The following is a 22,586-nucleotide window of genomic DNA, read 5'->3' as shown; positions in this document are numbered from 1 at the left end:
GACAGTTCCAGATGACATCGGCTTTGGGTTTTGCCCAGTACTTCTCCCCGTGCAGACTTTCCGACCCCCTTATGGTCTCGTGGGGGGGGATGATCTCGGATGCCTTTACGTACAGCGGGTTCCTTCGCGGTATGTGGTACTGGTGGCTGCCTCCGGCGCTGTGTATCATTCTTGGTGTTCTGGTGATCACCAGTCTTGCCTTTATCCATGAACGCGGGGTCCGTGAGGTGGTGCAGGTATGACGGATATGCTTGAGATCACTGATCTGTCGGTTTCGTTCCCGGGGTCTGGCGGAAAGATCCCTGCAGTTCGCGATGTCTCTCTCTCGCTTGCGCACGGAGAGTGTCTCGCGATCGTCGGCGAGTCGGGGTGCGGAAAGTCCGTGGTCGCTCAGTCGGTGATGGGTCTGCTTCCTTTCGGGACGGAGGTGCTTGGCAGGATTTCGTATCAGGGTCAGGATCTTTTGCATCTCACTGAACGCGAGCTGGAATCGATCCGCGGTCAGGAGATCGGGATGGTGTTTCAGAGTCCGGAGAGGGCCCTCAATCCGGTGATGAAGATCGGAAAACAGCTGATCATGCCGCAGGTGATCCACGGACTCTGTTCGGAAACGGATGCAAAGCTGCGGGCCGAAGGGGTTCTCCGGGGTCTTGGTCTGGATGCAGGCCGGGTGATGGATGCCTATCCCTGGATGTGTTCGGGGGGTATGTGTCAGCGGATCGTGTTTGCCGCGGTGTCGCTGCTTCATCCGAATCTGGTGATCGCCGATGAGCCGACGAAGGGTCTGGATGCCGCGAATGTGAAGGATCTTGAGGCGATGCTTTCTACGGTGACCGCCGGAAATCGGACCGGGCTGCTTTTGATCACGCATGATATGGATGTGGCTTCCCGTCTTTCGAACCGGATCGCGGTCATGTACTGCGGGATGATCGTTGAAGAGGGGGAAACGCGTGAAGTGCTGACGTCGCCAAAACATCCCTACACCCGGGGTCTTCTCGGCAGTCTTCCAAAGAACGGATTCGTTCCGATCCCGGGGATCTCTCCCGCACTTACCGATCTGCCGGAAGGCTGCGTGTTCCATCCCCGATGCCCGCATGCCGGCGAACGGTGCAGAACGGCAGTTCCCGATCTTAAAGACGGGGTGAGGTGTCATAAATGCTGATCCTTGAAGCTGAGCATATCTCCAGATCCTACGGCACGAACCCGGCTCTGAATGATTTTTCTCTTTCGCTCTCTCCCGGCGAGACGGTCGGGCTTACGGGTCCTTCGGGTTCGGGAAAAAGTACCTGCGCCCGGATCCTTGCCGGACTGGAACGCTCCGATACCGGGTCCGTCAGGTATGCCGGAAAAACGCTGACCCGCCCTGACCCCGGGATCCAGATGATCTTTCAGGATCCGGCAGGTTCGTTCAATCCGGTTTTGACGATCCGGCAGTCGCTTTCAGCTGTTCTGAGCCTTCGCCGTGTTCCAAAATCGGATCATCACGCCGTTCTTCTGGCTGAGTTCGAACGAGCCGGCCTGCAGACCGAGATCTTATCGCGCTATCCTGACCAGATCTCCGGCGGTCAGGCACAGAGGGTCGCGATCGTCCGGGGCATGCTCGTTCGCCCGAAGGTGATGATCCTGGATGAACCGACCTCGGCGCTGGATGTTTCGGTCCAGGCGCAGATCCTGCACCTGCTGAAGGATATCCAGAAGGAAAACGGTGTCGCCTATGTGTTCATCTCGCACGATCCGTCGGTCGTCTCATTTATGGCGGACCGGGTGATTTGTCTGTAAGGTTTTTCCTTCAGATCCTGATGCGCAGTTTGATATTTTTTCCTGCCGATTGTACTACTACTATCATGTCAGGGTCCGTCTATCTGCATAAGATCATGCTGAAGGATTTTCTGGACACATCGTATCTTGCTGATCTGCCGGTGGTCCAAAATCTTTTGCGTATGGGCGAGCTGTCGTTCGAGTCGCCGGTGACGTTTTTTGTCGGAGAAAACGGTTCGGGCAAATCAACGCTTCTGGAAGCTATCGCCATTTCAGCTGGATTCAACGCGGAGGGCGGGTCGAAAAATTTTTCCTTTGTGACACGACCGACCGAGTCAGATCTGCATTCGTATCTGACATTATCCCGCCGAGGCCGGGAGAAGGACGGATTTTTTTATCGTGCCGAGAGTTTTTACAATGTGGCATCACAGGTGGATGATCTGGATCTGGATCTTTTAGGGTACGGCGGGAAGTCCCTGCACGATCAGTCTCATGGAGAAAGTCTGCTGGCGCTTGTTCAAAACCGTTTTCGAGGGAACGGCCTGTATATTCTGGATGAGCCCGAAGCGGCACTATCCCCCATGCGGCAGATGACTTTGCTGCTGGAGATGAGACGTCTGGTAGAAGAGGAGGGTTCCCAGTTTCTGATCGCGACGCATTCTCCGATTTTGATAACGTATCCGGGTGCTGATATTTTTGAGATCACGCCGGAGGCTATTTTGAAAACGACGTATGAGAAGACCGCGTCGTATCAGATCACGAAACGCTTTCTGGATGATCCGAGCCGTATGCTCGATGCCCTGTTCGAGGATTGAAACAAAGAAAAAAAAGAAAAAGGTCAGTGTTCTTCTCTGACCATCTGAATACACTTTTTCGGGCATTCGTTGGAACAAATGCCGCAGCCTTTGCAGTAGACCAGATCGATCTCGAGCGTATCAGGGTCGATGACCGCGTCCGGGCAGAACATCGCACAGATCCCGCAGTGGTTGCAGGTTTCCCGGTCCACGATCGGGCGGAACGTTCTCCATGTTCCGGTGAGTCCGGCGGCAGCTTCGTGCGGGACGCTGATCGTCATTTTCGGCATTCTGCTCATACGATGACCTCCTCAAAAGCTGCTTTTGCAGCTGACGTGTTTCTTGGATCGGCGAACGTTTCGGTGATTGCTTTTACGCCTGACTCCCGGCTGAAGAGGCCGAGTTTTGCGAGAGCGCCGATCACCGGCGTGTTCAGGATCGGACTGCCGGCAACCACGAGGTTTTCGCGCAGAGCGATTCCGGTAAGATCGGCTTTGTACACATTGAACTCTTTCGGGAACGAGACCTCTTCGTGCGTGTTGATAAAAATCGAGCCTCCTTCTTTCAGGCCGTCTAAGACATTTACGGTGTCCATGACGGTCGGATCAAGGATGACGATCATATCGGGTTTGTTGATCTGTGAATAAATTCTCACCGGAGCATCGTCGATCCTGACGAATGAAACGATAGGAGCCCCGCGGCGTTCTGCGCCGTAGAACGGGCAGGCGGTCGCGAATTTTCCGTCTTTTACGGCGGCTGAGGCCATCATCCGGGCGGCCGTCACGCCGCCCTGTCCGCCTCTTGAGTGGATACGGATCTCGTACATTTACTGCTCCTCCTGCGGGATCCCGAACCAGAACTCCGTCCCCATCTTGCGGCTGCGGACGAACTCCGCCATATCCTCATAGGTGACTTCCTGGCCGCCGAGACCGGCGATGACGCTCGCGATCTTTGCGTCCGGGTATCTTGCCTGGATCTCGCCGGCGATAACGCCGCCGAAGCCAAACGAGTAGTCCCTGTCGATCACGACGAGGTCTTTTCCTTTGATGTTCATGTCGAGCGGGAAGGGTCTGAACCAGCGGATCCGCATAACGCCGGCTTTGATGCCTTCTTTTCTCAGAAGATCGGCGGCGACCTCTGCCTCTTTGCCGAGCGTTCCCATTGCGATAATGATAACGTCCGCATCATCGCAGAAGTATTCCTCGACCGGCGCATAGCTTCTGCCGAAGCGTTTTGCAAACTCGGCCTCGGTCTCGTCGATGACCGTGCGGGAGGCCCGCATGCATTTTTCCATGTCGAATCTGAACTGGTAGTGGACGTTTGCCGGGCTCATAGCTCCGTAGCCTTTCGGATCGTTGACGTCGATTTTGTGCGGGAGATCGAGCGGCGGGATGAAGTCTCCCGGTTCGGTCATCTCGAACGGCTGCATGATGTGGGAGAGCAGGAATCCGTCCATGTTGATCATGACCGGCAGAAGAACGCGGTTGTCTTCTGCGATCCGAAATGCCATCAGGGTCGCGTCGTATGCTTCCTGGACGGTCGAGACGTAGACCTGCAGCCAGCCGGTATCCCTCTGCGAGAGGGCATCTGAGTGTTCGGCCCAGATGTTCCATCCCGGAGCGAGTGTTCTGTTGACCTGTCCCATCACGATCGGGAGGCGTGCGCCTGCCGCCCAGTGGAGCATCTCGTGCATGTAGAGAAGACCATGCGAACTTGTCGCGGTGAAAACTCTGACTCCTGTGATGGATGCGCCGATCGCGGCGGTCATCGCGGAGTGTTCCGACTCGACCGGGATGTAGCGTGCTTTGAGTTCGCCTGCTTCGACGTAGTCGGCGATGCTTTCGATGATCTCGGTCTGGGGGGTGATGGGGTATGCGGGAACGACGAGCGGTTTTGCCATTTTTACGGCTGCGGCGACGGCTTTGTTGCCGGTGGACATTACAAGTTCGTTCATTCTGTTTCCTCCGATTGTGCGGCTTCGAGAGCTATTCTTTTGAGGTTTTTGTCGACGTTTGCCTGGATGACGGCGGCGGTCTTTTCATCGACTTTTCTGAAGCGTCCCTGGGCTTTGAGGTAGTCGCCTACGGGTGCGGGCCGTTTCATGGCGGCACGCGATGGGGCGCTGACGGTGAATTTGTCGTACTCTTTTTCCCAGAGGACCCAGATGCCGGATTTGACTGCCATCTTTCCGATCTCAACAGTCTTTTCCGAGGGGATCCTCCAGCCCGGCGGGCAGGGTGCAAGGATGTGGATGAACTTCGGTCCCGGGATCGACAGGGCTTTTTTCACTTTGTTGTAGATGTCAGCCGGGTAGGAGGAGCAGGCCGTTGCCTGGTAAGGCAGGTTGTGGGCCTCGACGATCCGGTCAAGATCCTTTTTATTGACGGTTTTTCCGTTCGGCGTGGTGGTGGTGATCGCTCCAAGAGGGGTTGCGCCGGATCTCTGCATGCCGGTGTTTCCGTATGCTTCGTTGTCGTAGCAGATGTAGAGGAAGTCCTCGCCGCGTTCCAGGGCGCCGGATAGTGCCTGTATACCGATGTCGGCGGTCCCTCCGTCGCCTGCGTAGACGATGACGTTGGTTTTTTCGCCTTTTGCCCGGAGAGCTTCGCTCATTCCGGACGCACAGGCCGCGGCGGCCGCAAATGCGATGTTATAGACGGGCACGGTGTGAAGCATGTAAGGGTAGACCCCCTGGATCACACTGTTGCAGCAGGCAGGGATCACGAGGACCGTGTCTTTGCCGGCAGCCTTGAGGATATAGCGGAGTGCAAGTAACGAGCCGCATCCAGCACAGGTGGACGGGCACTTTAAGAGCATCTCTTCTTTGGGAATTTCCGTCATGGGTTCGTAATATATTTGTCACGATTTATAATGAGGTTTACTAATCGAAGCGACGCTTCGATAAGTGAACCGCGGAGCCAGTTTGCAAAGGAAACTGGCGACTGAGGTTTGCGACATGAGGAATATTTCGTAAAAAAACGAATTAGGTTTTCTAATGCGGGAATGATGAATGGAAATAAAGAGGAGAGATTATGGGGAAGATAATGTACCAATCTTGTACCATCCATAGGGTCTAATATCATAGGTTGCAAAATATGAAATTGGATCAGTCAGATGACTATAAATATAGACATCATTATTGCTGTCAATATAGAGTGCCCCTACATTTGCCTGTCTATCTAAATCTCTTTCATTAGGATCAGCAGTTGGTATAGTATCACTTTCATAGAATAGGTTACTATTACTCTGGTCTATATTAACAATAACATCTCCATTTGCAGGATAAAGTGCATTAAACATCTGGATTGTAAAATCTGGATTTTCTGCATTTATTTTTGACAGATAATTTGGTTGAACTACATACCAGTATTCTCCATCCTGATAAAAAATCAGGTTCATTGGAATATTTTTATTCTGATTATCATCGTTAGCTTTATACTCGCTCCATTGCTCCCATGTTGAAGTAATTGTATATTTTTTTCCGCCAAGAACAAGAACACCTAGTTCGGCTCGGCTCCCCGCTTTATCGATCGTTTTCTGTGCCAGAACTGTCTCTCCTCCACTCGTTCCCGTATAAACTACCGACACCGTTCCAACCGCCTCCGATCCCGAATCCCAGCTAAGCGTAATACCCGGACCAAAATCCACATCCCCTCCAAACTCTGCCGTCTTGTCCACACCGTCGACGAGGATCGTATAGCTCCCTGCTGGAAGTACGGCCCCGTTCAGCTGCGTAACTGTGATGATATTTCCCTGATTTCCAATAGATATGCCAACGATTGGCGCCGGCTCGGGCATACCAAATCCCATCAACACCGCTCCGATAATGCCGACAAGAACAACGGTCAGAGCAACGAGAAGTATCGTTCCGATTACCGGGGACACTCCCTCGTTTTTTGAAATAACATTATGCGGCATACGTACTTCATTTATATATTGCTCTCTATTTATCTACCTTTGCGTAGGGGAAAATCCACATATAATTTCAGGTTTGGATTAAAAAAAATCTCAGAAAATTATTTGATATCTGCTATATCCACCCAATCTCTTGAAGATGGGTCACGAATTATTTTCGAATCTGAAGTAACATCTCCCTTACTTTTACAGATATAAAGAGTGCTGTCATATTCGTAAAGAGAACCAATCGTCGGATATGGAGTCGATTTCCATGGCTGGCTAAAATCGGTAGGATCCATGTCGCTCGCGGTAAATATTTTTTTCGACAAATCTATTTTCAGTAACCTGTTATCTGCTGTTTTGTCCACATATGTTTGGATAGATGGATTTGTCGCTGCATCTGCTTTAGACATACGTTTGTTATCAAGAGAAATCCAGTATTCGCCATCATCAACATATACTATACCCTCGCCCAAAAAAATACCGCTTGTGCTGGCATTCACTTCATCAAGGAAGGTCCGCCATTCAACTCTATGTAAGATCGTATAGGTATCTTCGAATCCATCGCTCCCTCCTCCCCCTCCGCTTTCATCTCCTCCTCCGCTTCCCGCCTTCCCGATATTCTTTTCTGCAAGAAGCGTCGAGACTCCTTTATCACTCGTATAAACTACCGACACCGTTCCGACAGCCTCCGATCCTGAGTCCCAGCTAAGCGTTATGCCCGGACCAAATTCCACGTTACCGCCGAACGCTGCCGTTTTGTCCACGTCGTCGACGAGGATCGTATAACTTCCAGCCGGGAGCACGTCTCCGTTCAGCTGCGTAACCGTGATGATATTTCCCTGACTTCCGATTGATATGCCTAGAATCGGCGCCGGCTCAGGCAAGCCGTAAGCCATCATAGCTGCTCCGACAATACCGATAAGGACGATTGTGAGGGCTATGAGAAAAATCGTCCCAATCACAGGAGAGACGGCGTCTTCCATTCGGGATGCGGGAACGGTCATAATAAAATATACATGAACCCGATAGTATATTAAGCATCCCGGAAGAAAACCCGGACATATTTAGGGATTTCAGATGAAAACCTCCCAAGGCGCGGTGAGAAAAGTATTATCATCTCCTCTCACGCAAGAATCATTATTATGGATGATGTTCCCGATCAGATCGCCACGCTGACGATCTTCTGGGGCAAAGTCACGGTAATGAAACTCCAGTATGAGGTCGCTCTCACCTATCTGGGCAATACGAACAACAATGAAGCGGCGTTTCGAATGCTGATCTCAAGCGACCGGCAGCTTCCCGAGTTCCTCATCACACTCTTCCTCTCCTCGAGCGGGGTGAAGGTCCAGTCAGTATAATCAGAAAATGACAACAAAATCCCTGGTGCTTGGCATCCTGGAAAAAAATCCCGGCAGCTATGTGTCGGGTGAGCAGATCGCCGCCGAGCTTTCTCTTTCGAGAACTGCGGTCTGGAAAGCGGTCCGCACCCTGCAGAGTGAAGGCTATTGTATATCTGCCGTGTCCAACAAGGGGTATCTTCTGGAGAATGCGGATGTTCTTTCAGCTGAAGGCATTCGGTCCAGGCTTCTGCCGAAGTATGGCGACACGGTCGTCATCGTGAAAACATCGACCGAGTCGACGAACATCGACGCAAAAGTTCTGGCCGCCGCCGGAGCGAAACACGGAACGGTGATCCTTGCAGAGGAGCAGACCGCCGGCAGAGGCAGATACGGAAAATCCTTTTACTCTCCCAAAGGCACCGGCATCTATCTGAGTATCATTGCACGGCTTGGCATCTCCTTTTCGGACGCGGTCATGATCACGACCGCGGCCGGCGTTGCGGTCTGCAGATCGATCGAATCGGTTTCGGATCTTCAGCCGAAGATCAAATGGGTCAATGATATTTTTCTGAACGGAAAAAAGATCTGCGGGATCGGCACCGAGGCCGTCAGCAGTATCGAATCGGGCATGCTCGAGTCGGTGATCGTCGGGGTCGGGGTGAACTTCAAAACATCCGCGTTCCCTGAGGATCTCAAGGATATCGCGGGCCCGCTGTTTTCAGAGGATTTCCCGCTCACGAGAAATGCGTTCGCCGCGATCCTGATCAATCACCTTTTAGAAATGTTTGACGCTCTTCCTGAGAAAAGCTTCATCGAGGAGTACCGCTCACGGTCGCTCATTCTTGGAAAAGAGATCATGTTCCTTGAAAATAATCTCTGGCACTCTGCAAAGGCGATCGAGATCGATGATAAAGGCGGGCTGGTTGTCGAAGCCGACGGAAAAATCAGGACACTGACCTCGGGTGAGGTCAGTGTTCGCATTTAGACAAAGAACTGCAGGATCACTGTCGGCATAAGCGCGAGATACAGCAGGGCAAGCGATACGGCGATAACCACGCCGAAGATGACCGGGTTCCATCTCATGATCTTTTTTCCGTCAAGCGGCCCGACCGGCAGCATGTTGAAGAATGCGAGCATCGCATTCACCTGGAAGCCGATCATTCCAAGATAGAACAGGAATCCCGGCAGGGTGAAGAGGACCATCCCTGACGAAGGTGTCATCATAAATCCGATGATCATGATGATGAGGAACGGGATGATCAGGACAAGATTTGTCAGGGGTCCGGCGATGGAGATGAGCCCGTTCTCTTTTTTGGTCATCTCACGGCCTGCCGTGTTGATCATCGTCGCTCCGGGAGCGGCAAATACGATCCCCGTGATCGCCGCGATGACGACCGCGATGATCAGCATCTGGGTGCTTTTTCGAAACTCCGCCCAGTAGCCGAACTTCATTGCGGTGAATTTGTGGGCAAGTTCGTGAAGAACGAAGGAGAGACCGACCGCGATCAAAGCGACGAGGAAGGTTATCAGAAGCGCCTCAACGGTTATTTTCTGGTACTCGGTGATCAGTGCAAATCCGCCGTTGATACCTAACGTGAAGGCAACGCCGAGGACGAGCCAGGCGATCAGCAGATCTTTTCTTTCGAACGGTGAGATCTTATCAAGGAGACTCATTTATTCACCACATCCTGCACGGACACATTCCTCGAGAGTGCCTAAAAGCGGCGTCGCTTTGCACATTCCCGGAAGGTACGTGAATGCTTTTCCGGAGTTTGTCATGACAACTCCGGCTTTGTCCATCAGCGGCGAGACGACCATACAGGTGTCGGGAACGATTTTTGCCCCGCTGCTGAGGATCTTATTACAGAGATCCGGGTGTTTTGCTCTCAATTCTTCTGCAGCAAAGATGTAGAACGGCATGACGACCCGTCTGCTTTCCAGGAGGGAGGCCAGCTCTTCTAATTCTTCTTCGGATAGGTGAGGACATCCGAGAGCTATGACATCCGCCTCAAGACTGCCGAACAGTTCTTCGATCTCGGCAACTTCGATCTCGACGACCTCGCGGTCATCCTCTTCGATGTGTTTTTTGAAGAAGGGGAAGCGGGTCTCCGGCGTGATCTCGTTTACGTGATACAAGGCAACTGCCCCGCTTGCGGCCATGGCGGCCCCAAGACTTTTGAGCATGTCACGGTTGGGACGAATATCGGTGAAAAACGGGATCCGGTTTCCGGAGATCGCTCCGGCGATGATCCCAAGAGCCCCGTAATGGGCGTTCGTCCATGATTTCGTCGCCGCCGGGTCGTCGATGTGGAAATCGATCTGGGGAACACGATTTTTCACGATGTGAAGACCGTAGTAAGGTGTCTTTCCTGTAAGGGCGGCTGCGAGGGCTGAGGGACCGCCTTCCCGGTTGGTCCGTGCCCCGAGAACAGAGTTCACGTAGCTGACCGCCGAGGACTCCGACCATGCGAGGTGGTCGCCTCTTTCGATGATGTTGAAGTAGTACGGTGTGCAGGTGCAGGTCAGACGGATGCCGAGTCGTGCATATGCGGCGTTTACTTCCAGCTGTTTTTTCGCGAAATCGTCCGGGATCCCAAGGTTCTGCCACTCGTCACGCGGCATGCCGATCGGGTTCAGAAATGACGGGACGACGGCTTTTCCCGAGAGGGTATTGAGCCAGGAGAGTCCCGCATCCCCGATGGTTTTGAAGGACGCTCCGGAGACCTGAACACTTTTTACTTCGATGAACTTCTCCGCCTCGTAGATCTTTCCAAGGGCGAGGAGGATCTCCATCATTTTCTGTTTGGTTTCGCCGTATTCTCCGTTCAGCAGCGCCTGATCATATTTGTCTAGTTCCATTTTTCACTTCCTTAGTATTCAATCCCATTCAGCACGGATAAATTCATCTTCTTGACCAAGAGGAATGGTCGCATCCACGCCGGCTTTTACATTCATGCCGTCTCCTATCCTGCAGGGGTCGAGGGACGATCCCCTGACACCAGAAATAATCATGACATCCGTGTCTGCCCGGACGCGTGTTGCGATAGCGAACTCCACGTCCGAGGGGTCGTAGATATCGATGTCTTCATCGACGATGACGACATGTTTGAGCGAGGTGTGGGCGGCAAACGCTGCCATGATGGCATTTTTGCCGTCTCCGTCGGTCATCTTTTTGATCTGAACGACCGCATGGAAATATCCTGCTCCTCCGGGTGTTAAGTAGACGTCTTTTACGTTCGTTACTCCCGCGACCGCCTGATAGATCCGTGGTTCGTAGGGAGCTCCCATGAGCATTTTGTGTTCAGCGCCGGCGGGAACGATCCCGTGGTAGATGAAATCGGGTTTTGTGTGCATGCCGACGATCTCAAGCACGGGCTGCATCCTAACGGGATCGTAGGTCCCGCTTATGTCAACGAACGGCCCCTCTTCATGGAGTTCTTCGGTCAGATAGCCGTAAAGAACGATCTCCGCGTCGGGCACTTTGATCCCGTTCGGGCAGGTGAAAAGATCCAGCTCTTTTCCAAGGATCTCGGCCGCGTACTGCATCTCTTTTCCCTCGGGAACGCGGGTGGATGCGGCAAAGGTCACGGCGGGATGGGGTCCGATCACGATTGCGATCGGAAGTTTTTTTCCTTCGGCAAATGCCTGCTTCATCAGTTTGTAGGTGTGCCGCCCTTCAACGATCCTTCCGATGAGATGCGTGTCATCCATCACCTGCAGGCGGTGGATCGAGGCGTTGGTGACCCCGTTCCATTCTGAAAACACGATCCCCGAGGTCAGATATTTTCCGGCATCCTTTGGGAAATGTTTCATGATCGGGATCTTTGCAAGATTTGCCTTTTCAAACTGGAGAGTTCCTGCATCCCGGGTTTTTCCTGCGTAGGTGCAGGCGGCGAGTGTTTTTACGAGTCTTTCCTTTGGGATGCCCAGAGCGACCGAAAGTGATTCCCGGTCGAAGATGGTGTTCATCACACATCGGTGACCATCCATATTCGTAAACTCCAGCATCTTATGTGTCCGGAAGGCAAGCTTCGGGGCTTCGTATACGGAAGATACCGGATCAGTGATCTCTTCGACAAGACCTGCCGATTTCATCTGCTGAATAAAAGTTCTCATTATTTCCACCGTGTTCCAATGGTATGTTCGATCCCGAGGTGATCGAGGATCCGTGCGGCGATCATATCTGCAAGCTCGTCGAGCGTTTTCGGCTGCGTGTAGAGCGGGGGTGAAGCCGGCAGGATCAGGGCCCCGGCATCATGGGCCGCGAGCATGTTGACGAGATGGACCCGCGAGTACGGGGTCTCCCGCGGAACAAGGATAAGCGGTCTCCTTTCCTTGAGACAGACATCGGCGGCTCTCGCAATCAATGTTGTTGAGTATCCGTTTGCGATCTGGGCAAGGCTCTTCATACTGCAGGGGACGATCACCATTGCATCGAACCTGAACGATCCGCTGGCGACCCCCGCTTCCAGATCACAGTTCTCCTCGTAGTGTACCGGGTATCCGGAGAGATCGACCTCTTCGAGTCTGGCGACGGTCCGGGCTGTATCCGAGATGATGAGAAAAACTTCGGCTTCTGCACTGGCGAGTGCTTCAAGCAGCCGTTTTGCATACAGTATCCCGGAGGCCCCGGTCACTCCGACAACGATCCTCTTCATATCTATACTATAGTACCTGGGAGTTTATCTTGTTTTGTTGCCCGGCGCAGAGAAAGAACTTCCCGTGCCGCATCGCCTGCTTTGTCAAGGACGTCTGCCGGAGCATAGACCCCAAGCCTCCACTGACCCTGTCGTGTGGCATTCATCATCGACAGCAGGGGGATGATCTCTTCGAAGGCGACCAGATCATGCCTGTTTTGTACCTGGACCCTCATCCGCATCTCTTTTCGAATCGGCGGGATGTCGAGGATGATCTTTTCTTCAGGCAGTCCGGCAGTCTCGGCGATCGCCCGCCTCATCCGGTTCTTTTCTTCCGGTCTGAGTGAAGAGAGCCGGTCCATGTCCAGCTGTTCCCTCCCGGTGTAGACCGCCCGTTTGTAGAGATCTCTTTTTCTTATTCTGTGCATCATCTCGCGGGATATGGCCGAAGGCGAGTTCATAAGAAGGGTCGTTCCAGCAATATCGTCCATTCTCATGAAGGAGTCGGGGGAGCTGTCGGCAAAATGACTTCTTCCGGCAAGCAGAAACATCTCTTCTGCGATCCTTCCGACATGATGATAATAGACCGAAGGTCCCATGAGTGTTCTGGCAATAAGGAGGGATTCGGCGGCCGCAATGCCGGATTCTTTGACGGCAAGCCCGTCTTTTGTCAGAACAAGGGATTGTATGAGCCTTCCGGCGTCCGGATTTCCGTACGGAACGCCGGTGTAGTGAGCATCGCGCAGAAGATAGTCCATCCTGTCAACGTCGAGGTCACCGTGTATTATGTCGGCGAGACGATGATTCCCGGCCACGATGTCTGCGATCTCTTGTGGTTTTGTCCCGTTTTCTTTCAGAATGCCGGCGATATCCGGGTCGGCGAGCAGGGTGTATATCTCGTCGTGGGAGAAGGGCCCGTACTCTCTGCGGAGTCTTTCACTTGCATGGGAGAATGGTCCGTGGCCGATGTCATGGAGGAGAGCTGCCGTGCAGACGAGGAGCATGTCCTCTTCCGAAAGGTCCAGCTGTCTGGCCAGGAGCGAGGCGAGATGCATCGCCCCGAGTGAGTGTTCGAACCGGGTGTGGTTTGCTCCGGGATAGACGAGATAGACGAAGCCGAGCTGTTTGATGTATCTGAGCCGCTGGACCGCTTCCGTATCGAGAAGCGGGACTAGAGGTGTTGGGACCTCGATATATCCGTGGACCGGGTCTTTGATCTGTTTCGGCATTTATTCCGCTATTCCCAGTTTGTTTTTCAGATCGGCAGGATCCTTTCCGCCGTCGCTGAATGTGATGACGGATGTATGTTCTTTGATGATCCTGCCGTCTTCTATCGTATAGATGACAGCATATTTTGCATCTCCGTAGTAGACCCCGATCAGCGAAGCGGCGCCGATGTAGTCACCGTCTTCAGTTTTGATGACAGGGATCTCTGTTCCGTCGGCTGCCGTAACGGTGAGGAGTTCTACGCCGAACCACTCTTCCAGGGTGGATGCCTGCCGCTCAAAGGCGTTTGTATTCCCGAATCCTGCAAAACCGAGGGCGACCCCTGTAGATATCATGCAGACTGCAAAAATGACCGCTGGTATTTTCAGATATGTCTCCATGAGTAGAGTATTCGGGGTGGAAGGTAATGAATTTTTATATGAAAATAAGAAGGAGCATGCCGATCGCGGCACAGATGACCGTACACCATTGAATCGTCCTGATGATCATCTTCCCTCCCTCGGCGAGTGTCTGTTCGGGATAGCCGATCTGATAGACACCGGATTTTTCAAACATTACTCCGCAGCCGCCGGCGATCAGACTCATGGGAATACCGCCGTTGAATCCCGGCCGTAGTTTCCGGTCGTGTTTGAAGATATACCATGCCTGTTTGATCCTTCCTTTCAAAAGGAAGATGAGGAGGAGGACTGCTCCGGTGATCCTTGCAGGGATGAAGGCGAGGATGTCATCCATTCTGGCAGGGAACCAGCCAAGACGGATCCTTTCATCTTTGTAGCCGAGCATCGCATCCATGGTGTTGGCCGATCGAAACAGTACAGCTCCGATGATCCCCATGCCGAAGAGAAGTTCAAAGACCACGAACCAGAAGATCGGGGCGATGATACTGTCGACCAGGTTTTCCGCAGCGGATTCGTAGGCGCCTGATCTGATCTGTTCGAAGGAGAGGGTCTTTGTGTCCCGGCTGACGAGATACCGGACCGCTTTTCTTCCCTCTTCCTCACCCTGTTCGAGAGCAGTTTCGACTGCTTTTACATGCTCTTCGAGTGAGCGCCATCCGATGCAGAATGCAAGGACGATGGCGGAGAACGGGAGGGAAATATACCACGGAGCGTAGAGGAGGACGAGAAGACAGGGAAGGATCGCGATCCCGACGGTGAGGATCCAGCCGACGATCCCGATGAACCGTTCGGTCCGCGGGGAATAAAAGTTCGTGCGTCCCCAAAGATCGATGAATCTACCGATCAGAGCTACCGGATGAACATTGGAACGCGGATCACCGATCAGACGGTCGATGACCAGTCCGAAAAAAAGTATTACTGCACCGATCGCCATGTAATGATGATCCCGGCAAGCATGATGATGTAGAGGATCACTGCCATGACGGTGGTGTTGACCGCCGCGGGTGCCTGTATCCAGAAGATGAGAACGATGAAGCCGAGGATCGGGGCGATGAGGTTGATGAGGATCACGCCAAGGCCCGCCGTGGTCAGAGGAGCTCTCCGGGGCGGCTTTTGTGTGGGTTCGGGGCAGACGGGTTCTGTTTTTTCTTCAAGTTCGGGGAGGATGACGTTGACGGTGAAGCCGGACCGCCGCATGCCGTATCCGGAGATGACCTGTATCTCGAAACTGCCGGGGTTTGCTGATGGGAGGATGTCGATTTTTATCTCGGATTCGGCTTCGACGTAGAGGTTTTCGTAGGTGAAACTGGTGTATGCCGATCCTTCGGTCCGAAGCGTCGCGTGTGTGGGGGCGCCGAAGTTTACGACCCTTACGTGGAGGGATGTGCCTGCACTGACTTCTACGGAGTCGGCCAGGACTTCGAGTGAGTTTATTCCGAGACGATTCAGCTGGACTTCAACAATTGGCATTTTTGGTTACCTCTGATCTTCGGGAAGGAGGTTTGCGATCCCTGATGAGATCGGATAGACCCGTTTACATGCAGTACAGGTTAAGAGTCCTTCCAGTATTTCTGTATCATTACCCTCCATCTCTGTAAGCATAAACTTTCCCTTGCACGCGGGGCAGCAGATGATGTCAAGTATCCGGCGTTTCATGTATTACAGCTCTGATCTGATGTCGATGATGTGTGACTGGTCAGGTCCGGTGGAGATGATCCCGACGGGTTTTCCTGTGTCGGCTTCGATTTGATCGATGAACGCAAGTACTTTGGGAGTGAGTTTTGCGTAATCGGTCGCCCCAAAGACGGTTTCGTCGATGTGGTCGACTCCGGTTATGGCGATCGTGGTGCAGCCGTTGATCATTGCGGAGTAGCGGGCCATTTTGCCGTCCCACATGCCGATACGGCGCTCTCTGCGGGTGACGGCGCCAAATTCCTGTATTCCGAGGGCGATGGATTCGTCGTGGGTGAGTTCGGTTGGGAAGGGTCCTTCGCCGACTCGTGTCGGGAATGCTTTGAAGACAACGACGACGTCGTCGATGTTGGTCGGTCCGACACCGACGTCAGCAGCCATCTGGGAAGCTGAGGTGTCTTTGCTGGTGACAAAGGGGTAGTTTCCGTAGTAGAGGGAGATGCCGAAACCCTGTGTTCCTTCGATGAGAACGGATTCACCTTTTTCGATGGCGTCGTTCACGTTTTGGGCAACATCGGTTATGTAGGGTGCGAGTTCGGGAACGTCTCTTGCAAGACGGCCTTTTCTCATGACGCGGTCTGAGTTTGCGGGTCCGCATCCGGAGCCGGTGGATCCGACTGTTTTTGCAAGATGCGGATCTTTTTTGTCCATAAGGATGTGCTCTTCTTCGATGATCCCGCAGCGGCTGTCGATTCTGGTTCTGCCGGCGCATTTGAGGATGTCAAGTTCGTGAGCAAATACTCTCGGGTCAACGAGCACTCCGCTGCCGATCATGAGTTCCGCTTTGGGATAGAGGAATCCTGACGGGATCATGCGGACAACGTATTTTTCGTTCAGTACGTTTATGGTGTGGCCTGCGTTGGGTCCGACTCCGCCGCGGGCAATGATGGTTGCTTGGTCTTTTTGTGCAATGTGGGCGACGATCTTCCCTTTCCCTTCGTCGCCAAAAAAGCCGCCGACTATGATCGTACTTGGCATGGTTATCGAATATTATTGGATGCAGTTGGTGATAAGGTCTTTGCCTTGCGGCCAAGCCGAAGATTCGTGCTTGCGCGGTGGAAAAATCCTTTCTGCCTTTGTCCACTCACAAAATCACATAAAATAGGAGTTACGCGGTGTTAGTGTCAATCCAATTCAGGAAGGGATCCGCAGGGGTGGAAACATGAGAAAAACCAACCGCGAGCCGCAAATCAGAGATTTGCTCTCCGACTCGCTTTGTTCGCTTGACTCGGCGCGAATATGAGCCCTTCTGGATCCCAGAAGCGGATTTGCTTATCCTCACTCTCGCTCGTTGGGTCTGGTCGCAAATCAAAGATTTGCTCCGCTAAGGTCGTCCGCTTTCCGCGTCCGACCCGCCGATCACAACCAGACAGATCCCCGAAGTTTCTCTCCCAGTTCCCGTGCATCCTGTGTCATGGGGAGAGAATTATCGGTATAATTCATGAAGTCGTCTGCAAACTGCAGCGCCGCTTCCTGCAGTCCTTCTACCAGATTACTGCAGACAACAAGAATCGAATACCCATTGTTCACAAGTATCAATGAATTGTTTTCATCGATCACGATCTTTAGCGGAATGGGATTTTTGAGTTTCTTTATCTCATCAAGTATCGGAACTTCATACAGAAATACGACCCCCTGTTCCCTCTCCTTCTCACCAACCGCGATCGTGTCAAGCATCCGTATCAAAACATCATCATAGGTCTGGTTCCCTCTCTTCAAAGACAAAACCCGCTTCTTCACATTCTGAGATACTGGTATTGTTGCCCGGTCAGGTTTCCTTTCCGCTGCCTGCATGGTATACAATAGTGGGGAGTGTGAGATAATAGATTTTCTCACCATCTATTTTTCGGGGCGGACCGCATTTGAAAAATGCGGCCTCAGCTGAACAAGTCGATAGACTTGTGAATGCGGGGTGAAAATCCTTCCCCCCAACCATCCCATGCCAACGCCCCCTCATTAATATAATATAGTGCACTCCCGCTCATATTTATGCAAATGACGTATCTCCGCGAACACAAATCCGTCGTTTGTCGAAACCACTCCCGGCGGTTTCTTCGCCGGAATGCTGTGTTCATCAGTGTGCGTGTCCGCTCTTTTGGTTGAGCGTATCGCCGCATTCGCCTTAGAATGGGGCCCATGACCACAAAGTCTATTATATTACATAATCAAATATCAAAGCATATTCCGCTCGTCGGAGTATGACCCTTGCAGAATGCTTATTCGACGCATGTCGAATATCACGTATCGCATGTCAAACATGCAAAGAAAAATTTACAATCCTAAATTAGGAGGAATTGATTACATGAAAACAACTAAAATTATGGGAGCAGTCCTTGCAGTGTTCCTTGCACTGGCACTCTTTGCCGGAGCAGGTGCTGCAGTAGCTTACACTGCACCTGTAGATGGTGCACAAGATGCTCTTGAGACCATCTTTCTTACCGATGGAAGCGGTACTGTTCTGAACACTATCTTCGCAGGCAGAATTACTGCCGATGTTGTAGGAACTCATGAGGGTACCTATAAAAATGCAGCAGAAATCGCATCTCCAGGCACTGGTAACACATATCAGATTTTCTACCCGAAGACAACCTTAAATGTCTATCTTACGACAACCGGTACTTCCGTAGCTGATAAAAATGTGCTTCTCGGTCAGGTTCTTGACTTTTCCGTTGCAAGTAACATCGTTGGAGGTCCTTATGGGTACCAATTCACATTCACCACTCCGGCAGGCGGATCAACAAATACGTTTGGTACATACACAGGTGCAACCATCCCTGCTACAGGCATAACCATTATAAACCCAACTGGTTCAGAAACCGGTACTTGGAAGGTCGCTGCTGAGATCACTGGCATGTCCATTTATGCATCCAGCACATACAAGAAGTCCAACGTTGTTTCATTCAAGTATGGCGAAACAGTGGCCGCATCGATCACTGCTTCGAAGGAAAAAATCGTTCTTGGTGAATCAACACTGTTAACGTTCAAAGGCACCCCTGCTGAAACCGTAACCGTAACCGTCACTGGCGGAAATGGTATTACTGTCCACCCCGGTCAGTCCGGCGTAACTGCAGCTGCAGGTATTGTTACTACATTTACCGTAGCTCTTGACAACAACGGTGTCCGCACCGTTCAGATCGACACTGCTGGATCAGACATTAAGACATACACATTCACTGGTGCATTCCCCACTACAGCTACAACTGCAAAAGCAAAAGTAACTGTTGAGGAAGGAAAGGTAACTCTCACCGCAGGTAAGGATGCCTACTATGTTGGAGATGAGATCACTCTCTCAGGAACCTCCACTGGTGGTAACCAGGTCTACCTTTACATTAAGGGAACCAACAAGAAAATAGCCAGCCTTGGTGCAGCTAACCCAGGTTTAATTCCCTTTAACCCTGCCGGCGGATATCTCAATGTCCTTGGCGGTGCTGATTTTGTGACTGTTAAATCCGATGATACCTGGGAAAAGAAGATCACTCTCCCAGTTGGATTCGATGCAGGAACCTATACTGTCTACGCATCTTCAACACCTATTTCATCAGATGTACCTGAGTTTATGAATGATGTGGATGCAGCAACTGTATCACTTCCGCTGAAACAGCCGTTCCTTACTGCAACTGCAGAATCTTCCGTTGTTGCACAGGGTGATAAAATCAAGATCACCGGAACTGCAGAAGCTGCAGGCGCCGGTCTTATGTACTACGTCTTTGGTACAAACTACTTCTCTACTGGACCTATCACCGTTGAAGATGATGCTTCCTATGAAGTAGAAATCGCAACCACAGCTCTTGATGCAGGACAGTACTTCGTTGTTGTCCAGCACCCGATGTATGACACCTGGTTCAACATTGCACCGATAATTGTTGCAGGTACACTTCCAGCTGATGGAAACTACAATCTCTACCAGAACTCGAGGGCAACGCCAACTGGTACCGGTGTCGGGGATGTCTTACTGTTCAACACGTTAGATCGCCAGAGCGCAAATGCTGCAGAAGCACTGTGCCAGGCACTTGACACGCAGAACATCGATGATATCTACGTGAAACTTACTTTCATCGTTGCTCAGAAGACCCTGACCATGAACCCGGTTTCCGATGTTACCAAGGGCTCCGCTCTTAAGGTATCAGGTACCACCAATGTCAAAGCAGGCGAAACTGTAACTGTTGATGTTCTCTCAACTGCATTCACTGCAATTGACAAGAGCAGTGTAAACTCCGCCTCCTTCATCAGCCTTACTACTAAGGTCGTTAAGGGCGCAGACGGTGTCAACACCTGGGAAGTCACCTTCGACACTACCGGATTAAATGTTGACTCATACACTATTCAGGCACTCATGGCTGGTCAGACTACCTCTACAACCTTCAAGGTTCTTGAGGCAGCCCCAACCGCAACTGCAACTACAACTGCAACTGCAACTGCAACCGCAACTGCAACCGCAACTGCAACCCCGACCACGACCCCCGGCTTTGGTGCATTCCTTGCACTCGCCGGCCTTGGCGCTGTCGCAGTCCTCGTCCTCCGCCGCGATTAAATTCTTCTGAAGAATTTTAACGGCTAAGACAGATTTGTGTCCCACACGGGGCACAAATCCCCAAATTTTCCAAAAAGGCTTTTTTGCAGATTTTGTATTCTGGATATGCGGGTATATTTTCCTTGATGTGGCTGCTTCTCACTCTAGGCATTACTCAGCAAGATCAGATTCATCTGATTTACACGGAGGATATTCTCATGTTCCACACCTTATCGCCTCTTTCCCCTATTGAATCAGCATCAACACTGGGGAACTCCTATTTGAATAGGGCTTATGCGGTGTTATCCTCAATCCAATTCGTCAAAAGTATGTCTGGGTATGGGCACACGAGATTCGCGGTTCTTTTATCTCATACACCCCACTATTGCCTTACACGAAAACGAAGCACATCTCAGAAGTACGTCAGTTTTTTCGGTTGAGATCACACCGCGTAACTCCTATTAAAAATACAATAATCGAAAACAAAAAAGAGGAGCTCACACCTGCATGTTTCCGGCATTACTGATCTATGATCTATGACCTATGGCCACCTATAGCGGATGAAATTACACCTGAAAACAACATATCCTGTTCAGTATTTCAATCGCGTAAATTCGCGTTTTATCTCCTGTATTCATCCCAGTTCCCTATTTCATGTTAGTACAAAAACACGAAAAATACAACTAATCATCCGTGCGGTTGTATTGCTGTGAACGTATATCGATACATGCTGAATGGTGGAGACACATCAGATTCTGCAATTACCCTGCAGTTACCCTGCAGTTACCCTGCAGTTACCCTGCAAAACATGACAGTCAGTTCAGTATTTCCCACGAGCCAGTTCTATCAGAGCCTTTTCTATGAATAATATTCTTCTGTTTCAAATTTGCAAGGATATATCGCACACTTCTCTCTGAAATCCCGATGTCACGAGATAATTCCTGAGCTGTAATGTTTGGATTTCCTGAAATTAACGCAAGAATCTTTTTTTCATTAATCCCAAGATTTAAACAACTATGGGGAACTTTCTCCGGACTCTCCTTTAAAATAGCTGCCTCAAAATCTTTTGTAAATGGAAGGGTGACTCGGATAAATGATTCGTTGATTTGAAACACCTCTTTACCATAAGCCTTCAGGATACGCGGAACACCAGATCCGAGCTCCTCCACGACCCCCAAATCACGAAAAACTCTCATAAGTTCCTGATTGCGCGGATTAGACGCTCCTGAAAAGAACGCTTCTTCAGATAGACCATAGGGCAACCCTCCCATCGAAGTAATTTCAACACGGTTAGCGAAGAACTCTATTTTTGGATAAGAGAAATTAGCATAATCATTGTGCAGCAAGGCATTAAGGACAGCTTCGCGCAGGGCCGCCGTATCAATCAATTTGCGTGAGAGCCTGCGTTTCATAGTTATTTTTGTGAAGGTTGTATTCTCAGCAATCAGACGATCGCTTATACGTTCGAATATTTTTACAAGACAGCAGCATCCGTATTCCTCATTTGAAATCAAATCAGCACGAGTATCGTCTGCATATTTCGCAAACTTAACTGAATTATCATTTTCATCAGCCAGAAGATAAGCTGCGTAGTTAAGTTTCCCGTCATCAGTAAGTAATTTAAGATTGAGCAGAAAATAGTCATTGAGAACTTTGCCTTTTCCATCATAATATATATTCAATTGACGAAATGTCAAGTCCTGACGTGGTGATGGAATATTTTTTAGGCTGTTCCTCACCCGTTTGGCAAATATGCCCTCAATCTCTCCCGCGCTCATTGGTTCTGATGCGCTACCGGCACGTTTGAAACAGCCTTTCGGTGTCATCCCGTATTTCTTCAGATAAAATGGCTTTTCCCATCCTGCCTGAATAGTCAGAACAACGATATAGTGTGAGTCGCGTATTTCAATTGTTATCTTACAGTAGTCTAATGCAGGTTGAGAGATGTTATTTTTAATCCTATCTTTCAATTTTAACTGCAAATCATCAATATCTGGAATATGAAGGATATCTCCGTTGTCGTCTATTCCAAAATAGACCGTCCCTCCCTCGCTATTTAAGAAAGCGACGACATCCTTTTCCATTTTCTCGATTGATGTGGGGAGTTCACGTTTATATTCAGTTATATTGGATTTATAGGGCGATAATATCTCTTATTCTCTAAGACTACACCCTCCAGAATCTTCAAATCAGCGAAAAAAACCAGGGAGCCGTCCACATTCGCAAATCAAAGATTTGCTCGGTTAAGGTCGGCCGCTTTCAGCGCCCCGCACTCGCAAGTCATCGTCGCTCGCTTTTGCTCCCTCCGTAACTTGCTCGACTGAGGGCAC

25 protein-coding genes are annotated in these 22,586 nt (G+C 51.0%); 7 read left to right on the top strand and 18 right to left on the bottom strand.

The window, feature by feature from the left end:
- Positions 1-11 precede the first annotated feature (11 nt).
- The 4 genes from EYA77_RS01645 (at position 12) to EYA77_RS01630 (ending at position 2,573) form a co-directional block, all read left to right on the top strand.
- Positions 12-242, top strand: coding sequence for a hypothetical protein (locus EYA77_RS01645; protein WP_209314974.1), 231 nt, complete (start codon positions 12-14; stop codon positions 240-242).
- Positions 239-1,162 carry an ABC transporter ATP-binding protein gene (locus tag EYA77_RS01640; RefSeq protein WP_167815660.1) on the top strand — a complete coding sequence of 308 codons (924 nt, stop codon included), beginning with the start codon at positions 239-241 and terminating at the stop codon, positions 1,160-1,162. Before EYA77_RS01645 ends, EYA77_RS01640 begins: the two co-directional genes overlap by 4 nt.
- Positions 1,156-1,779 (top strand): ABC transporter ATP-binding protein, encoded by a 624-nt coding sequence (locus EYA77_RS01635; RefSeq protein WP_167815659.1) that lies wholly within the window; start codon positions 1,156-1,158, stop codon positions 1,777-1,779. Before EYA77_RS01640 ends, EYA77_RS01635 begins: the two co-directional genes overlap by 7 nt.
- Positions 1,780-1,844: 65 nt before the next feature.
- Positions 1,845-2,573, top strand: a complete 729-nt coding sequence (locus EYA77_RS01630; protein ID WP_209314973.1) for an AAA family ATPase — start codon at positions 1,845-1,847, stop codon at positions 2,571-2,573.
- A 23-nt stretch (positions 2,574-2,596) separates the two neighbouring features.
- On the opposite strand, the gene EYA77_RS01625 is transcribed toward EYA77_RS01630, so the two are convergent.
- The 6 genes from EYA77_RS01625 to EYA77_RS01600 form a co-directional block, all read right to left on the bottom strand.
- Entirely contained in the window at positions 2,597-2,851 is a 255-nt protein-coding gene (locus EYA77_RS01625; RefSeq protein ID WP_167815658.1) for a 4Fe-4S binding protein, read from the bottom strand.
- Positions 2,848-3,378: a 2-oxoacid:acceptor oxidoreductase family protein gene (locus tag EYA77_RS01620; protein ID WP_167815657.1), complete on the bottom strand. Its 531-nt coding sequence runs from the start codon at positions 3,376-3,378 to the stop codon at positions 2,848-2,850. Before EYA77_RS01620 ends, EYA77_RS01625 begins: the two co-directional genes overlap by 4 nt.
- On the bottom strand, positions 3,379-4,506 hold the full coding sequence (locus tag EYA77_RS01615; RefSeq protein WP_167815656.1) for a transketolase C-terminal domain-containing protein: 1,128 nt from the start codon (positions 4,504-4,506) through the stop codon (positions 3,379-3,381).
- Complete coding sequence (locus EYA77_RS01610) at positions 4,503-5,393, bottom strand: thiamine pyrophosphate-dependent enzyme (protein ID WP_167815655.1); 891 nt, start codon at positions 5,391-5,393, stop codon at positions 4,503-4,505. Before EYA77_RS01610 ends, EYA77_RS01615 begins: the two co-directional genes overlap by 4 nt.
- Before the next feature lie 189 nt (positions 5,394-5,582).
- Positions 5,583-6,470, bottom strand: a complete 888-nt coding sequence (locus EYA77_RS01605; RefSeq protein WP_167815654.1) for a type IV pilin N-terminal domain-containing protein — start codon at positions 6,468-6,470, stop codon at positions 5,583-5,585.
- A 98-nt stretch (positions 6,471-6,568) separates the two neighbouring features.
- Positions 6,569-7,456: a type IV pilin N-terminal domain-containing protein gene (locus EYA77_RS01600; RefSeq protein ID WP_167815653.1), complete on the bottom strand. Its 888-nt coding sequence runs from the start codon at positions 7,454-7,456 to the stop codon at positions 6,569-6,571.
- Positions 7,457-7,594: 138 nt separating this feature from the next.
- Here EYA77_RS01600 and EYA77_RS01595 point away from each other — a divergent pair, with 138 nt between their 5' ends.
- The gene (locus tag EYA77_RS01595) at positions 7,595-7,810 is read left to right on the top strand and encodes a hypothetical protein (protein WP_042696791.1); all 216 of its coding nucleotides are present in this window, start codon (positions 7,595-7,597) and stop codon (positions 7,808-7,810) included.
- Between the two features lie 7 nt (positions 7,811-7,817).
- Positions 7,818-8,777, top strand: a complete 960-nt coding sequence (locus EYA77_RS01590) for a biotin--[acetyl-CoA-carboxylase] ligase (protein ID WP_167815652.1) — start codon at positions 7,818-7,820, stop codon at positions 8,775-8,777.
- On the opposite strand, the gene EYA77_RS01585 is transcribed toward EYA77_RS01590, so the two are convergent.
- The 11 genes from EYA77_RS01585 to EYA77_RS01535 form a co-directional block, all read right to left on the bottom strand.
- Complete coding sequence (locus EYA77_RS01585; protein WP_167815651.1) at positions 8,774-9,466, bottom strand: site-2 protease family protein; 693 nt, start codon at positions 9,464-9,466, stop codon at positions 8,774-8,776. The genes EYA77_RS01590 and EYA77_RS01585 overlap by 4 nt on opposite strands.
- Positions 9,467-10,651 carry an aconitase X catalytic domain-containing protein gene (locus EYA77_RS01580; RefSeq protein WP_167815650.1) on the bottom strand — a complete coding sequence of 395 codons (1,185 nt, stop codon included), beginning with the start codon at positions 10,649-10,651 and terminating at the stop codon, positions 9,467-9,469.
- Positions 10,652-10,669: 18 nt separating this feature from the next.
- Positions 10,670-11,908 carry a UbiD family decarboxylase gene (locus EYA77_RS01575; RefSeq protein ID WP_167815649.1) on the bottom strand — a complete coding sequence of 413 codons (1,239 nt, stop codon included), beginning with the start codon at positions 11,906-11,908 and terminating at the stop codon, positions 10,670-10,672.
- On the bottom strand, positions 11,908-12,450 hold the full coding sequence (locus EYA77_RS01570; RefSeq protein ID WP_167815648.1) for a UbiX family flavin prenyltransferase: 543 nt from the start codon (positions 12,448-12,450) through the stop codon (positions 11,908-11,910). Before EYA77_RS01570 ends, EYA77_RS01575 begins: the two co-directional genes overlap by 1 nt.
- A 2-nt stretch (positions 12,451-12,452) precedes the next feature.
- Positions 12,453-13,658 carry an HD domain-containing protein gene (locus EYA77_RS01565; protein WP_042696775.1) on the bottom strand — a complete coding sequence of 402 codons (1,206 nt, stop codon included), beginning with the start codon at positions 13,656-13,658 and terminating at the stop codon, positions 12,453-12,455.
- Entirely contained in the window at positions 13,659-14,036 is a 378-nt protein-coding gene (locus EYA77_RS01560) for a hypothetical protein (protein WP_167815647.1), read from the bottom strand.
- 34 nt (positions 14,037-14,070) lie between these two features.
- A complete protein-coding gene (gene cbiB / locus EYA77_RS01555; protein ID WP_167815646.1) occupies positions 14,071-14,988 on the bottom strand; it encodes an adenosylcobinamide-phosphate synthase CbiB in 918 nt (305 codons plus the stop codon).
- Complete coding sequence (locus tag EYA77_RS01550) at positions 14,970-15,524, bottom strand: hypothetical protein (protein WP_052319895.1); 555 nt, start codon at positions 15,522-15,524, stop codon at positions 14,970-14,972. Before EYA77_RS01550 ends, cbiB begins: the two co-directional genes overlap by 19 nt.
- 6 nt (positions 15,525-15,530) lie before the next feature.
- On the bottom strand, positions 15,531-15,710 hold the full coding sequence (locus tag EYA77_RS01545) for a methytransferase partner Trm112 (RefSeq protein ID WP_042696769.1): 180 nt from the start codon (positions 15,708-15,710) through the stop codon (positions 15,531-15,533).
- 3 nt (positions 15,711-15,713) lie between these two features.
- The gene (locus tag EYA77_RS01540) at positions 15,714-16,724 is read right to left on the bottom strand and encodes an adenylosuccinate synthetase (protein WP_042696767.1); all 1,011 of its coding nucleotides are present in this window, start codon (positions 16,722-16,724) and stop codon (positions 15,714-15,716) included.
- Positions 16,725-17,105: 381 nt separating this feature from the next.
- Entirely contained in the window at positions 17,106-17,465 is a 360-nt protein-coding gene (locus tag EYA77_RS01535) for a hypothetical protein (protein ID WP_209314972.1), read from the bottom strand.
- Between the two features lie 583 nt (positions 17,466-18,048).
- Here EYA77_RS01535 and EYA77_RS01530 point away from each other — a divergent pair.
- Complete coding sequence (locus EYA77_RS01530; RefSeq protein ID WP_167815644.1) at positions 18,049-20,277, top strand: PGF-CTERM sorting domain-containing protein; 2,229 nt, start codon at positions 18,049-18,051, stop codon at positions 20,275-20,277.
- Positions 20,278-21,071: 794 nt separating this feature from the next.
- On the opposite strand, the gene EYA77_RS01525 is transcribed toward EYA77_RS01530, so the two are convergent.
- Entirely contained in the window at positions 21,072-22,382 is a 1,311-nt protein-coding gene (locus EYA77_RS01525; protein WP_280841926.1) for an RNA-binding domain-containing protein, read from the bottom strand.
- Positions 22,383-22,586: the final 204 nt, after the last annotated feature.

The organism is Methanocorpusculum sp. GPch4 (assembly GCF_012062385.1).
Classification (GTDB): domain Archaea; phylum Halobacteriota; class Methanomicrobia; order Methanomicrobiales; family Methanocorpusculaceae; genus Methanocorpusculum; species Methanocorpusculum parvum.
The sequence above is the reverse complement of the archived record's forward strand: the minus strand, read 5'-3'. Positions and strand labels throughout refer to the sequence as shown.

Coding starts and splice junctions, on each gene's coding strand:
- EYA77_RS01645 (WP_209314974.1), top strand. CDS start 12: ATGACATCGGCTTTGGGTTTTGCCCAGTACTTCTCCCCGTGCAGACTT.
- EYA77_RS01640 (WP_167815660.1), top strand. CDS start 239: ATGACGGATATGCTTGAGATCACTGATCTGTCGGTTTCGTTCCCGGGG.
- EYA77_RS01635 (WP_167815659.1), top strand. CDS start 1,156: ATGCTGATCCTTGAAGCTGAGCATATCTCCAGATCCTACGGCACGAAC.
- EYA77_RS01630 (WP_209314973.1), top strand. CDS start 1,845: ATGTCAGGGTCCGTCTATCTGCATAAGATCATGCTGAAGGATTTTCTG.
- EYA77_RS01625 (WP_167815658.1), bottom strand. CDS start 2,851: ATGAGCAGAATGCCGAAAATGACGATCAGCGTCCCGCACGAAGCTGCC.
- EYA77_RS01620 (WP_167815657.1), bottom strand. CDS start 3,378: ATGTACGAGATCCGTATCCACTCAAGAGGCGGACAGGGCGGCGTGACG.
- EYA77_RS01615 (WP_167815656.1), bottom strand. CDS start 4,506: ATGAACGAACTTGTAATGTCCACCGGCAACAAAGCCGTCGCCGCAGCC.
- EYA77_RS01610 (WP_167815655.1), bottom strand. CDS start 5,393: ATGACGGAAATTCCCAAAGAAGAGATGCTCTTAAAGTGCCCGTCCACC.
- EYA77_RS01605 (WP_167815654.1), bottom strand. CDS start 6,470: ATGCCGCATAATGTTATTTCAAAAAACGAGGGAGTGTCCCCGGTAATC.
- EYA77_RS01600 (WP_167815653.1), bottom strand. CDS start 7,456: ATGACCGTTCCCGCATCCCGAATGGAAGACGCCGTCTCTCCTGTGATT.
- EYA77_RS01595 (WP_042696791.1), top strand. CDS start 7,595: ATGGATGATGTTCCCGATCAGATCGCCACGCTGACGATCTTCTGGGGC.
- EYA77_RS01590 (WP_167815652.1), top strand. CDS start 7,818: ATGACAACAAAATCCCTGGTGCTTGGCATCCTGGAAAAAAATCCCGGC.
- EYA77_RS01585 (WP_167815651.1), bottom strand. CDS start 9,466: ATGAGTCTCCTTGATAAGATCTCACCGTTCGAAAGAAAAGATCTGCTG.
- EYA77_RS01580 (WP_167815650.1), bottom strand. CDS start 10,651: ATGGAACTAGACAAATATGATCAGGCGCTGCTGAACGGAGAATACGGC.
- EYA77_RS01575 (WP_167815649.1), bottom strand. CDS start 11,908: ATGAGAACTTTTATTCAGCAGATGAAATCGGCAGGTCTTGTCGAAGAG.
- EYA77_RS01570 (WP_167815648.1), bottom strand. CDS start 12,450: ATGAAGAGGATCGTTGTCGGAGTGACCGGGGCCTCCGGGATACTGTAT.
- EYA77_RS01565 (WP_042696775.1), bottom strand. CDS start 13,658: ATGCCGAAACAGATCAAAGACCCGGTCCACGGATATATCGAGGTCCCA.
- EYA77_RS01560 (WP_167815647.1), bottom strand. CDS start 14,036: ATGGAGACATATCTGAAAATACCAGCGGTCATTTTTGCAGTCTGCATG.
- cbiB (WP_167815646.1), bottom strand. CDS start 14,988: ATGGCGATCGGTGCAGTAATACTTTTTTTCGGACTGGTCATCGACCGT.
- EYA77_RS01550 (WP_052319895.1), bottom strand. CDS start 15,524: ATGCCAATTGTTGAAGTCCAGCTGAATCGTCTCGGAATAAACTCACTC.
- EYA77_RS01545 (WP_042696769.1), bottom strand. CDS start 15,710: ATGAAACGCCGGATACTTGACATCATCTGCTGCCCCGCGTGCAAGGGA.
- EYA77_RS01540 (WP_042696767.1), bottom strand. CDS start 16,724: ATGCCAAGTACGATCATAGTCGGCGGCTTTTTTGGCGACGAAGGGAAA.
- EYA77_RS01530 (WP_167815644.1), top strand. CDS start 18,049: ATGAAAACAACTAAAATTATGGGAGCAGTCCTTGCAGTGTTCCTTGCA.